General features: G+C 62.8%; 12 protein-coding genes. 11 read left to right on the top strand and 1 reads right to left on the bottom strand.

All coding sequences use genetic code 11. The features are described from left to right. The 7 genes from GSQ88_RS07510 to GSQ88_RS07480 form a co-directional block, all read left to right on the top strand. A partial coding sequence (locus tag GSQ88_RS07510) for an RNA polymerase sigma factor (protein ID WP_159006753.1) occupies window positions 1-1,238 on the top strand: 1,238 nt, incomplete at its 5' end. Between the two features lie 180 nt (window positions 1,239-1,418). Then, a complete protein-coding gene (locus tag GSQ88_RS07505) occupies window positions 1,419-2,978 on the top strand; it encodes a multicopper oxidase family protein (RefSeq protein ID WP_159006752.1) in 1,560 nt (519 codons plus the stop codon). Between the two features lie 12 nt (window positions 2,979-2,990). After that, window positions 2,991-3,806: an FAD binding domain-containing protein gene (locus tag GSQ88_RS07500; protein ID WP_159006751.1), complete on the top strand. Its 816-nt coding sequence runs from the start codon at window positions 2,991-2,993 to the stop codon at window positions 3,804-3,806. After that, window positions 3,803-6,508, top strand: a complete 2,706-nt coding sequence (locus tag GSQ88_RS07495) for a molybdopterin-dependent oxidoreductase (RefSeq protein WP_159006750.1) — start codon at window positions 3,803-3,805, stop codon at window positions 6,506-6,508. The genes GSQ88_RS07500 and GSQ88_RS07495 overlap by 4 nt, the downstream gene beginning before the upstream one ends. Further along, window positions 6,505-7,461, top strand: coding sequence for a putative antibiotic biosynthesis monooxygenase (locus GSQ88_RS07490; RefSeq protein ID WP_159006749.1), 957 nt, complete (start codon window positions 6,505-6,507; stop codon window positions 7,459-7,461). Before GSQ88_RS07495 ends, GSQ88_RS07490 begins: the two co-directional genes overlap by 4 nt. 183 nt (window positions 7,462-7,644) lie before the next feature. Further along, window positions 7,645-7,887 (top strand): hypothetical protein, encoded by a 243-nt coding sequence (locus GSQ88_RS07485; RefSeq protein WP_159006748.1) that lies wholly within the window; start codon window positions 7,645-7,647, stop codon window positions 7,885-7,887. Between the two features lie 14 nt (window positions 7,888-7,901). After that, entirely contained in the window at window positions 7,902-8,144 is a 243-nt protein-coding gene (locus GSQ88_RS07480) for a hypothetical protein (protein ID WP_159006747.1), read from the top strand. Between the two features lie 45 nt (window positions 8,145-8,189). Here GSQ88_RS07480 and GSQ88_RS07475 read toward each other — a convergent pair whose 3' ends face one another. After that, window positions 8,190-8,756, bottom strand: a complete 567-nt coding sequence (locus tag GSQ88_RS07475; protein WP_159006746.1) for a TetR/AcrR family transcriptional regulator — start codon at window positions 8,754-8,756, stop codon at window positions 8,190-8,192. 136 nt (window positions 8,757-8,892) lie between these two features. Here GSQ88_RS07475 and GSQ88_RS07470 point away from each other — a divergent pair, with 136 nt between their 5' ends. The 4 genes from GSQ88_RS07470 to GSQ88_RS07455 all read left to right on the top strand — a co-directional run bounded on the left by GSQ88_RS07470 (window position 8,893) and on the right by GSQ88_RS07455 (window position 12,382). After that, window positions 8,893-9,591, top strand: a complete 699-nt coding sequence (locus GSQ88_RS07470) for a glutathione S-transferase family protein (protein ID WP_159006745.1) — start codon at window positions 8,893-8,895, stop codon at window positions 9,589-9,591. 52 nt (window positions 9,592-9,643) lie between these two features. Further along, window positions 9,644-10,018 (top strand): tautomerase family protein, encoded by a 375-nt coding sequence (locus tag GSQ88_RS07465; RefSeq protein WP_159006744.1) that lies wholly within the window; start codon window positions 9,644-9,646, stop codon window positions 10,016-10,018. A 208-nt stretch (window positions 10,019-10,226) separates the two neighbouring features. Next, on the top strand, window positions 10,227-11,150 hold the full coding sequence (locus GSQ88_RS07460; RefSeq protein ID WP_349628207.1) for a LysR family transcriptional regulator: 924 nt from the start codon (window positions 10,227-10,229) through the stop codon (window positions 11,148-11,150). Between the two features lie 200 nt (window positions 11,151-11,350). Further along, on the top strand, window positions 11,351-12,382 hold the full coding sequence (locus GSQ88_RS07455; RefSeq protein WP_159006743.1) for a pyridoxamine 5'-phosphate oxidase family protein: 1,032 nt from the start codon (window positions 11,351-11,353) through the stop codon (window positions 12,380-12,382). Window position 12,383 lies beyond the last annotated feature (1 nt).

Below are 12,383 nucleotides of genomic sequence, written 5' to 3'. Positions count from 1 at the left end.
GCGTCTGGCGCAACGAACAGCCGCGGCTGATCACCAGCCTGTCGCGGATGCTGCGCGATGTCCCGCTGGCGGAAGACCTGACCCAGGAAGCGCTGGTGGCGGCGCTCGAACATTGGCCCGCGACCGGCGTTCCCGACAAGCCCGGCGCGTGGCTGATGGCGACCGCCAAGCGCCGGGCGCTCGATCATTTGCGCCGCGGCAAGATGCTGGCGCACAAGCACGACATGGTCGCCCGCGATCTGGAGCAGGAGCAGCAGGCGATGCCCGATCTCGATGCCGCGCTCGACGACGACATCGGCGATGAACTGCTGCGGCTGATCTTCACGGCCTGTCATCCGCTGCTGTCGCCGGAGGCCCGCGCGGCGCTGGCGCTGCGGATGATCTGCGGCCTCACCACCGAGGAGATCGCGCGCGCCTTCCTGGTGCCGGAGGCGACGGTTGGCCAGCGTATCGTGCGCGCCAAGCGCACGCTGTCGGAATCCGGTCTGGCCTACGAGACGCCACGCGGCGAAGAGCTGTCGCAGCGACTGGGCTCGGTGCTGGAGGTGGTCTATCTGATTTTCAACGAAGGCTATACGGCGGCGCGCGGCGAGCACTGGCTGCGCCCGCAGCTCTGCTTTGAGGCGCTGCGCATGGGCCGCGTGCTGACCTCGATCGCGCCGCACGAGCCCGAAACTCATGGGCTGCTCGCGTTGATGGAGCTGAACGCCTCGCGCACCGCCGCGCGCGTCGATAGCGCGGGCGAGCCGATCCTGCTGATGGAGCAGAATCGCGCGCGCTGGGATCAGTTGCAGATCCGGCGCGGCATGCTGGCGCTGGCCCAGGCCGGCCAGCTTGGCGGCGCCGGCGGCTTCTACGCGCTGCAGGCGGCGATCGTCGCCTGCCACACCAGCGCATCGGCCGCCACTGACACCGACTGGCCGCGCATATCAGCGCTTTATGCCCAACTCGCCAAGCTGGCGAACTCGCCGATCATCGAACTCAATCGCGCGGTGGCGGTCGGTATGGCCGAGGGCCCGGCCGCGGGATTGGCGATCGTGGAGCGTCTGGCGGGCGAGCCCGCGCTGAGGGCGTATCACCTGTTGGGAAGCGTGCGCGGCGACCTGCTGCACAAGCTTGGCCGCTACGCCGAGGCAAGCGCTGCCTTCGAAGCCGCCGCGCAACTGGCGGGCAATGACCGCGAACGCGCGCTGTTGCAGCGGCGCGCCGCGCAGGCGGCCGATTCGGCGATGCCGTGATCCGAAGGCAAGCCTTGCCGCCGAAGCCGCCAAATACTTCTACAGCCAGCATTTTTCGACGCGTTTCTTTCATGTCGAATTTACTAAAGGCGTGTATTCCAGGCGAATCGATTGTCGGCAACGTGGTAATTAAATGCAGCAGGACCAGAACAACACGATGTCGTCGCCATCGCGGCGCGCATGAAGAAGCTGTCACGGCGCCAGCTGCTGGATGGCAGCATCGGGATCGGCGCGTTTTTGCTGACCGCTTCCGCCGTCAGGGCCGAAGAACCCATGCACGGCGCGATGGACATGTCCTCATCGATGGACATGTCTCCCACCATGGGCATGGTCCCGGACAAGCCAGCGCCCGCGATGGATCAGCCGCTGGTCGAGCCCGAGGTGCGGCGGTCCGTCAATGGCGTGCTGAGCACCAGTCTGCGGGTCAGTTACGCCTACCGGCAGATCGGGGGTGTCAGGCTCTATGTTCGTTCCTATGAAGGAGGCAGCCCAGGGCCTACCTTGCGCATGAAGCCCGGCGACACGCTGCGCATCAAGCTGATCAATGACCTGCCGCCGAACCGCGACTGGCTTCCCGCCGACATCAGTCAGCCGCATCAGTTCAACAACACCAATTTCCACTTCCATGGATCGCATGCGAGCCCAAGCGGCATTGCCGACAACGTCATGCGCTCGATGGCTCCTGGCCGTAGCTACGACGTCGAGATCAAGTTGCCGGAGGATCACACCAAGGGGACCTACTGGTATCACCCCCACCATCACGGCAGCGCCGATATCCAGATGTCGAGCGGCATGGTCGGCGCCGTCGTCATCGAAGGCGATTTCGCCGATGTGCCGCAGATCGCGTCCGCGCGCGAGCGGATGCTGGTGCTGACCCAGGTGGTCTACGACGCCAATGGCATGGTCGAGGATTTCGAGTCGCTGTTTCCGGAAACCGCGACACGCTTCCTCGCGATCAACGGCCAGCGCCGGCCGATGATCGAGATGCGTCCAGGCGAGGTGCAGCGCTGGCGTATCCTCAATGCGGCCTATCAGGATGACATGCTGCTCGATCTGGAAAAGCATGACCTGCACGCGGTGGCCTATGACGGCATTCAACTTGGGGCCGTGCAGCCTCTCAAGCAGCTTCTGATCGCGCCGGGCCAGCGCGCTGATCTATTGGTGCAGGCGGGCCCCGCCGGCACCTATGCCTTGAACGCGGTGCCTTACGATCAGGGCCACCCCTCGCCGGTCGGCCCATTGGCGAGGCTCGTGGTGTCAGGCGCGCCGATGGACATGAAGCTGCCGGGCGCATTGCCGCCGCCGCCGCTGCAAACCATCAAGGAGACCGAAATCACCAACCGTCGCACGGTGACCTTTTCGGCCACAGCGCCGGAGGCGGATGCTGCGGGCCATTGGCAGGAATTCAGCTTCTTCATCGATGGCAAGAAGTTCAATCCCAGCCGCATCGATCAACGGGTCAAGCTCGGTGCGGTCGAGGAGTGGACGATCGTCAACACGCATGAACACGACGATCACGTCTTTCACATCCACACCAATCCGTTCCAGGTGGTGTCGGTCAACGGCAAGGCGCTGGCGGTGCCGGAATGGCGCGATTCCGTGATCGTGGCGCGCAACGGCGGCAAGGTCGTGTTCCGCTCACGCTTCCTCGATTTCACCGGTGTCTACATGGTCCACTGCCACATGATGAACCATGAGGAAATGGGCATGATGCAGACCGTCGAAGTCTACAAGTCCTGAGCGGGGACGATCATGAATTTGACCACGATCGCTGAAGTGAAGCGCCCGGCATCGGTTGACGACATCGATGGCTGGCGTGATGGCTATTCGTGGCTGGCCGGCGGGACCTGGCTGTTCTCCGAACCACAGGTGGCCGTCGACACGCTGATCGATCTCGACAGCCTGCGCTGGGCGCCGCTGACCGCGACGGACGCCGGCCTCGACATCGCCGCGACATGTCGGGTCGTGGAGCTGCACGATTTCGAAGGCCCGCCTGGATGGCGCGCGGTGCCCCTGTTCCGGAAATGCATCGATTCGTTCCTGATGTCGTTCAAGATCTGGAATGCCGCGACCATCGGCGGCAATGTCTGCATGTCGCTGCCCGCGGGCGCGATGATCTCGCTGACCGCGGCACTTGAAGGCGTCTGCACGCTGTGGCCGCGCAACGGCGAACCGCGCGAAATGTCGGTGGTCGATTTCGTCACCGGCAACCACCAGAACGTGCTGCAAAAGGGCGAACTGCTGCGCAAGATCCATTTGCCGGCCGCGGCATTGTCGAAACGAACCGCCATGCGGCAGGTGTCGCTGACCAAATTCGGCCGCTCGGCGGCGCTCATCATTGCCACGGTCGGCGATGATGGCGCGGATTTCCTGCTGACGGTCTCGGCGGCGACGCCGCGGCCGGTGCAGTTGCGCTTCGCCACTTGCCCGTCGGCCGAACAACTGCGCCATGCGCTGGACGCCCGATTGCCGCCGGACGCGTATTTCGCCGACGTGCATGGATCGGCTCCGTACAAGCGCCACGTCACGCAATATCTTGCCGAACAGATCCGCACGGAGCTCGCGTGACCGATTTTCATGTCAATGGCCGCAGCTACGCCGCCGAGCCGGCCGCCGGCCAGTGCTTGCGCACCTTTTTGCGCGATCTCGATGTGTTCGGCGTCAAGAAGGGCTGCGACGCCGGCGATTGCGGCGCCTGCACGGTGCATATCGATGGCAAGCCGTTCCATTCCTGTCTGGTGCCGGCGTTCCGCGGCGCAGGCCGCGAGATCACCACGATCGAGGGGCTGGCCAGCAACGGCGAACTGCATCCGATGCAGAAGGCGTTTCACGATGCGCAGGCCTTCCAATGCGGGTATTGCACCGCCGGCATGATCATGACCGCGGTGACGCTGACCGACGCGCAGAAGACCGATCTGCCGCACGCGCTGAAGGGCAATTTGTGTCGGTGCACCGGCTATCGGTCGATCAACGACGCGCTGCACGGCACCTGCAACATCGAGCCCGACGAGGCCGGCAAGGCACTCGGCGCCAGCCTGCCCAATCCGTTCACCGATGCCATCGTGACCGGCAAGGCGCGCTACACCATGGATCTGGCGATCGAGGGGCTGCTGCACCTGAAGGTTCTGCGCTCGCCGCATGCCCATGCCCACATTGTCTCGATCGACCGAAGTGCTGCGCTCGCGGTGCCCGGGGTTGTCGCGGTCTATACCTGGGAAGACGTGCCGAAGCGTCTTTTCAGTTCGGCGTTGCACGAGGACCATCTGGTCGACCCCGATGACATCATGCTGCTCGACAATGTCGCGCGCTTCGTCGGCCAGCGGGTCGCCGCCGTGGTGGCGGAGACGGAGGCGGCGGCCGATGCCGGCTGCCGGGCGCTGCGCGTGGAATACGCGATCCTGCCGACCGTGTTCGATCCGGTCCTGGCGGTGCAGCCCGGCGCGCCGCTGCTGCATGACAAAGACCTGGTGACCGCCAGCAACAACATCTTCTGCACGCTGCAGGGTGAAATCGGTGATGTCGCCAAGGGCTTCGAGCAAGCCGATGTGGTGCACGAGCAGACCTATTCGACCACCCGGGTGCAGCATGTGCATCTCGAGACCCATGGATCGATCGCCTGGAAGGGCGAGGACAACCGCTGGCACATCCGCACCAGCTCGCAGGCGCCGTTCGCCGCGCAGAAAAAGCTCGCCTACATCATGGGGCTTCCGCCACGCGACCTGCACGTGTTCACCGAGCGCGTCGGCGGCGGTTTCGGCGGCAAACAGGAATTGGTTTCGGAAGATCTCGTGCTGTTCGCCACCATGAAACTGGGTCGCCCGGTGAAGTGGGAATGGAGCCGCGAGGAAGAATTCATCGGCGCCACCACGCGGCACCAGATGACCACCCGGGTGAAGATCGGCGCGCGCAAGGACGGCACGCTGACCGCGCTCGACGTCGAGGTGTTCTCCAACACCGGCGCCTATGGCGGCCACGGCAGCGAAACCCTGGCGGCCGCGATGGCGAGCCCGATCGCGGCCTATCGCTGCGCCAACAAGAAGGGCATTGGCCACGCCGTCTACACCAACATGACACCGGGCGGCGGGTTTCGCGGCTATGGTGCCTCGCAGACCACCTTCGCGGTGGAATGCGCGATCGACGAACTGGCAAGGCTGCTCGGCATCGACCCGTTCGAGATGCGGCGCAAGAACGTGGTGCGGCCGGGCGACAATATCGAATCGATCTGGAAGGAGCCAAGCGACGCCAGCTTCGGCAGCTACGGCATCGACGAATGCCTCGATATCGTCGAGCGGGAGCTCAAGAAGGGCAACGGCGTCGCCAAGCCCGAAGGCGCGGAATGGACGGAGGGCCAGGGTGTCGCATTGGCGATGCTGGAATGCGGGCCCCCGACCGAGCATCGCTCGGGCGCCGAGATGCGCCTGCTGCCGGACGGCACCTACCATCTGGCCTGCGGCTCGACGGAAATGGGCAACGGTATCACCACGGCGCACAAGCAGATCGCGGCATCGATGCTGGGCACGCGCATCGACGATATCGACATCATCAACGCCGATACCGATCGCACCCCCTATGACACCGGCACCTTTGCGAGCACCGGCGTCGTGGTCGGAGGCAAGGCGGTTCATTTGGCCGCGCAAGCCATGTCGGAGGATATCATCGGCTTTGCCAGTCGTTTCACCGGCGTGGCCATCGACCAATGCCGCCTCGACAACGATGCGGTCATCTGCGGCAACCAGCGGATTTTGCTGAGTGACCTCCATGCCGAGGGTGCCAAGGTCGACCATCGCTTCTCGGTCACCCGCAGAGCCTATCTCTCGCCGCGCACCATCGCCTTCAACGTCCAGGGGGTGCGGCTTGCCGTGCATCGGGTGACCGGCGAAATCCGTGTGCTGCACAGCGTGCATGCGGCCGATATCGGCCGGCCGATCAACCCGATGCAATGCCGCGGCCAGCTCGATGGCGCCGTTGCGATGGGCTATGGCTGGGCGCTGGTCGAGAACATGGTGCATGACGACGAAGGGCACATGGTCAATCCGCAGCTGCGCAACTGCCGCATACCGACCTTTGCCGACACGCCGCATACCGACATCTTCTTTGCCGATACGATCGACCTGATCGGGCCTCTTGGCGCGAAGTCGCAAGGCGAGTGCGGCATCAATCCGGTGGCGCCGGCGGTCTCGAATGCGTTGGCCAATGCCACAGGTGTGCGGTTTGCCCATCTGCCATTCACGCCCGACCGCCTGTTCGCCAAACTCGCTGCCGCTTCATGAGCGATGCCGCGACCAGCGTCAGCATCGTCACGCAAACCTGCGTTCGGCCGGACAGCGCCGACGCGTTCGCACGCTGGCAGGGCGAAACCAGCACGGTGATCGCAAGCTTCGAAGGCTTCATCGAGCAGCGGCTGATGCCGCCGCACCCGCCGCTGCAGGTCGACTGGGTGATCCTGCAGCGCTTCGCCAGCCTGGAAGACGCCAAGCGGTGGCTGGGCTCATCCGAACGGCAGTCCCGCATCGAAGGGGCCACCCCGATGCTGGTGGGACGCGACGACGTGCATATCGTGCGCGACGATGCCAGTGCGGCGCGCACCGCGCCGGTCTCCGCGGTGATGAGCACGCGGGTCAAGCCCGGCATGGAAGCTGAATACCTGAAATGGGAGCAGAAGGTCGCCGCGGCGCAGTCGAAGGCGGTGGGGTTGCAGGGCTATCGCTTCGAACCGGCAGTGCCGGGCGTGCAGGAAGACTTTATCGCGATCCTGCGTTTCGACAGCGAGACCAATCTGCAGGCGTGGCTCGAGTCACCGCAACGAATTCAGCTGCTCGACGAGGTCGCACCGCTGACGGCTGAATTCCACACGCGAATGGCGCAAAGCGGATTCGAGCAATGGTTTCGCGACGCCACGCCGGAGGGTGCGCCGGCGCCCGCCGCGTGGAAGATGAACATGATCGTGCTGCTGACGCTTTATCCGGTCGTATTCCTGTGGGGCCTGTTGGTCGGCACTCCGATTCTGGCCGGAGTATTCAAGCTGGATTTCCCGGTCGCCCTGTTCATCGGCAACGCGTTCAGCGTCATCCTGACCTCGTATCTGGTGCCGTGGACCGCCAACCGGCTCGGCTGGTGGCTGACACCCGCGAAGTCCGGACGAACCCTCGTGAACCTGCTGGGCGCCGGTTTGCTGGTCGCGGCCTATGCCATCATGATCCTGCTGTTCTGGAAGGTTTTGTAGCGGGTCGTGCAGATGCCGATAGCGGCATCGATCTTCCGCATCAGATGATCTTCGGGAACCGGGTCGCCAGGACCCAACGGTTTTGCGCGATCGCGCCCGCCTTGATGCCCGGTTGCGGTGCAAGATTGCTATTTGGTCGAGGCAGGAGGATGCTTTCCGGCTGTAGGCCCAATGGAGAGCACCATGAGCAACGCAGGTCTCGACAACCGTCACCGCAACCACGACGGTGAAATCAGCCACAAACACGGAACTACGACCGTCCAGACGTTGCGTAAGATTTACGGACAGAGTTACGCCGCCGGGCATCCTGAAACCAGGACACTGAGCGAGGTTCTTCCTCAACTGAACGAAACTTCGTTGAGCCAGCTACGCCGTGATTACGAAACCGGCCACTTGAAGCACAAGCTGGCAAAGGCTTCGAAATAAAGGCCACGCCCTGAATGGCAAAGATCCTGCTTTCGATCCGAGATTTGCAGGCGCGGGCGTTAGCCGAAATGAAAAGGCAGCCCGGCTGCTCCGACATTCGCACGATCGCAATCAATCGCGGCCCGGATAACCGGGTTGGAAGTGACTGGTCTATGTGTGTGCTGTCCGCTGGCGCCGCCGACGCCAACACGGCGGCACGCGCGGCGCTCCATGTCCAACGCGCTTTGCGCCACGACTACGACCTGGCGACGGATTAGATCCCCCGCTGCGGCATCATCGGGCGTTTGTTGGCGGAAGCACGATCAGGGAATTAGACCGCTTGCTCGATATGCTGCGATGATCTCCTCGTAGACCGAGACATCGCCGCGGCTATGGGCAATCAACTGCGCTCCGGAGACTGCGGCAAAAATAGCACGTGCGCGACCCGGGATCTCCTTGGGTTTCGAGGAATTGCGCATGGCCAACACCCGTGCGATCCAACGCTCGTTCATATCACCCCACTTGACGACCTCGGTTCTAACTTCCTCCGGAAGTTCGTTGCGCTCGGCCGATAATATCCCGGCGAGACACATGCGGTTTTCATTGCGCAAAGTATCTGCGAAGACATCCGTGTAGCGCGCCATGCAGGTTTGGGCATCGAGCCCTTGCTCAAGTAGCCCGTCGAAATATTCAGCGTAGTGTTTCGTGTAGCGACTGGCCAGTGCCGCTCCCAGTTCGCCCTTGCTCGGAAAATAATAGTGAATGCTGGCACTCTTGATTCCGACGTCCTTCGCCAACTCGCGGAAACTGAGTCCGCTATAGCCAAGATCCTGCACGGTGAGCCGCGCCGCCTCCATGATCCGCTCTTTGGTATTGGTGTCCGCAACCATTATCGCCTCCGCTTCTTACCTGACGACAGATAGGTGTTGACACCGCAAAAGGGAAGCTTTAAAGCTCAGACCAAGAGTTACCTACCTGACGTCAGGTAAAACATCTGCAAGCCGCTTCAAACAGGGAACCAAGACCATGACGACGAAACTCAACCTCTTCACCTCGCCCTCAGCCTTTCCGAACCCCCAGCGGCTGCGCATTTTCCTGCACGAGAAAGGCATCGCCGATCAGTTCAACGAACGCGTCTACGACATGACGCCTGTTGGCGAACAACGGCAGTGGCGTCATTTGAAGATGAACCCATGGGGTGAAACTCCCACGCTTGAACTGCCTGACGGCACCTACATTTCCGAAACCGCCGCCGTCGTCCGCTATCTCGACCAGGCTTTCCCCGGTCGGCGAATCCAGGGCGAAACCCCGCAGCAGCAGGGTCTCGACAACATGTGGGATAACCGCATCTGGGTGCACATCCTCTACCGGATCGTCACCGCGTTTCATGTCCTCCATCAGGGGCTGGGGCCGAAGCTCGAACTCACGATCAATCACGCCTGGGGCGAGCATTGCCGCAAAGAGGCGTTGGCCCATGCGGCCCTCGTCAACCAGCATCTGTCGGACGGCCGAGACTGGCTGCTTGGCGGCGACCAGCCGACCTTCTCGGACATCACCATGGCGACCGCGATCGCCTTCTCAAAGTTTCCGGTCAACGCAACTCCGCTCGACGAGCGCTTCGAACATATCGATGCGTTCTGGCAGCGCTGGCAACGCCGGCCGACCTTCCTGGCCGCTTACGCCGATCGCAGCAGCGGCGTCCCGGAACTGGATAACCGGCCCTAACTCGACCACCGCGACAACCCGTCTCTAAACCCACCAAACAAAGGAAAATATTATGCCGTTTGCACGTATCGATCTGATCAAGGGAAAACATGCGGACTACCGCGCCAAAGTCGCCGACATTGTGTACGAGGGGATCGTTAACGTCCTCAAGGCTCCGGATGGCGATCGCTTCATTGTCGTCAATGAGCACGCGCCCGAGAACCTCATCTACGATCGTCACTTCCTCGGTATGGATCGGTCGCCTGACTTCATCTTGATCCAGGTGACCAGCACCGTCGGCAACACCAAGGAACTGAAATTTGCCTTCTACCGGCAGATTGCTGACGAACTCAACAGCAAGCTCGGCGTACGCCCAGACGACATCATGATCAACATGGTGTTCGTCAACAAAGAGGACTGGTCGTTTGGCAAAGGCCAGCCCTGGTGATGGCCTGCCGATAGTTTGGCGGAGTTTGGCCGCAGGCGAAGCGGTCTTTGCCAACCACCGGAAAGGCATGAGGGACAGCAGCCTTTCCCGGAGCGATGCGTCGATCAATCGAAGGCGGGCGGACGACTCGGCCGTCGCAACCCGTCTGCCAACAGCCTTCTCAACCGTCAGGTTAATCTGCTAAGATTCAGAGGCATCTTATCAGAAAATGAGCAAGACGATGGATCGCCTCGAGGCCATGTCGATGTTTCTTGCGGCTGTCGAGAATGGGAGCTTGTCAGCCGCCGCTCGGCAGATGCGGATTCCCGTACCCACGCTCAGCCGGAAAGTCGCCGAGCTTGAGGCGCTGTTGGGGACGCAGCTGCTGACACGCACAACCCGCAAGCTCACGCTCACCGATGCGGGCGTCACCTATGCGGCCGCATCCCGCCATATCCTTGAATTGGTCAACGACGCGCAACGCGAGGCCGCCGGCGAGTTCACGATGCCGACGGGTGAACTCGTCATCACCGCGCCATTGCTGTTCGGCCGCCTGCACGTCTTGCCCATCATCGCCGACTTCCTGGCGCTCTACCCGGCCATCAACGTTCGGCTTGCCTTGGGCGACCACATTGCCGACCTGGTGGACGATGGTATCGACATGGCCGTCCGCATTGGGGCGCTGCCTGACAGCGGCATGATCGCTACGCGGGTCGGGTCGATGCGCTTGGTCATCTGCGGAAGTCCAAAGCTCCTCGAGCAAGGCGTGCCTCGGGTGCCGGACGAACTCAGGCAGAAGCCTTGCATCGCGATCGGTTTTCCCACGTCGGATCTGCTCTGGCGCTTCCGTTCTCCCGACAGGCAGGCAACGATCGAGATACCGATCGCGCCGCGACTCGCGACGACGACCGAGGCTGCCCTGGACGCGGCAATCCGAGGCCTTGGCTTCGTGCGCCTGCGCTACTATCAGGCCTTGGAGGCGCTGCGGGCAGGAAAGCTGGGCTTGGTGCTCGAAGCTTACGAACCGGAGCCCGCGCCGATCCATCTCGTCCATGTCTCCCGCGGCCAGATGCCGCTGAAGATGCGCGGGTTCCTCGACTTCGCGGCGCCACGCTTGCGTAAATCGCTTGCCGCGATGGGCTCTGTGGCTTGAGCTCCATTGTCGCCCAAACCCCGACGTGAGGGGGCTTGCCTCCCGCGATCGTGTGCCGTCGACAATGGATCGCTTTCTCATTTTTTGGGAAACAGGTGATCAAAATCGACGTATTCCCTCAAATCCATTGCAGCCATAAACCTGCGGCTCCCGGTCGCGACAGCGCGACCCTTGCTTCACTTCATGCCTGACGACGAATCATGCCTCTCGCCACCAGCCAACTCGAACAGAAGGACATCCGGCCCGCTGCGGGTTGGCCGCGGACCGCTGGTGACGTTGCGACGGGCCGCGACGCCGCGCCAGATGCGGGTACCCTCAGCCCATGGCATGAGGGTGAGCTGGCGTTGCAGCTGCATGCCGGTGTTGCCGGAAAAATGGACGCGGTCGGTCGCCGGGCGATCCGGGATCATCTGATCGAACAACATCGGCTGTTCTATCCGCAGCTCCCTTTTATCGTGCTCGGCAGCGTCGATCGATCGGGCGACGCATGGGCAACGGTCCGTGCCGGCTGGCCGGGCTTTCTTAGTACGCCGGACGCCCATCACCTCGACGTAGCGCTGCCACGGGATCCCATGGATCCTGCCGATGCAGGCATGGAGGACGGGCACGGTATTGCACTCCTCGGAATCGAGCTTCACACCCGACGCCGCAACCGGTTGAACGGTTTGATTCACCGGACGACGTCGCAGGGTTTTGGCGTTGCCGTCGAGCAATCCTTTGGTAACTGCCCTCGATATATCCGACCACGCGAATTCAGCTTCGTCGGCGATCCTGCCCTCCCGTCTCCGGCCGATCGCGCCGCCTTTCCGAGGCTCGAAGGCCGTGCCGCGGAAATGGTCGGGACGGCGGACACCTTGTTCGTGGCCTCCTATGTCACGGGTGATGACGGGCGGCATCGGCCCGACGTCTCCCATCGTGGCGGGGGGCGCGGTTTCGTCCGGATCGACGCGGATGGCGGCCTGACCATTCCCGACTACTCGGGCAATCGCTTCTTCAATACGCTCGGCAATATCATCGTGAATCCGCGCGCGGGCCTGGTTTTCATCGATTTCGAAACCGGCGATCTCCTGCAGATGACCGGAGACGCGACGGTCATTCTAGAGGCTCGCGAAACAGCAGGCGTCCCCGGCGCGGAGCGCCTGTTGCGGTTTCAGCCGCACCGCATTTTCTATCGCGCGCATGCACTCCCGCTGCGCTGGATCAATCTGCCAAATTCCAAGGAGAATATTTGAC

This window comes from Bradyrhizobium sp. S69 (assembly GCF_009766005.1).
In the GTDB taxonomy this organism is placed as follows: domain Bacteria; phylum Pseudomonadota; class Alphaproteobacteria; order Rhizobiales; family Xanthobacteraceae; genus Bradyrhizobium.
This window is presented reverse-complemented; position numbering and strand designations above follow the sequence as displayed.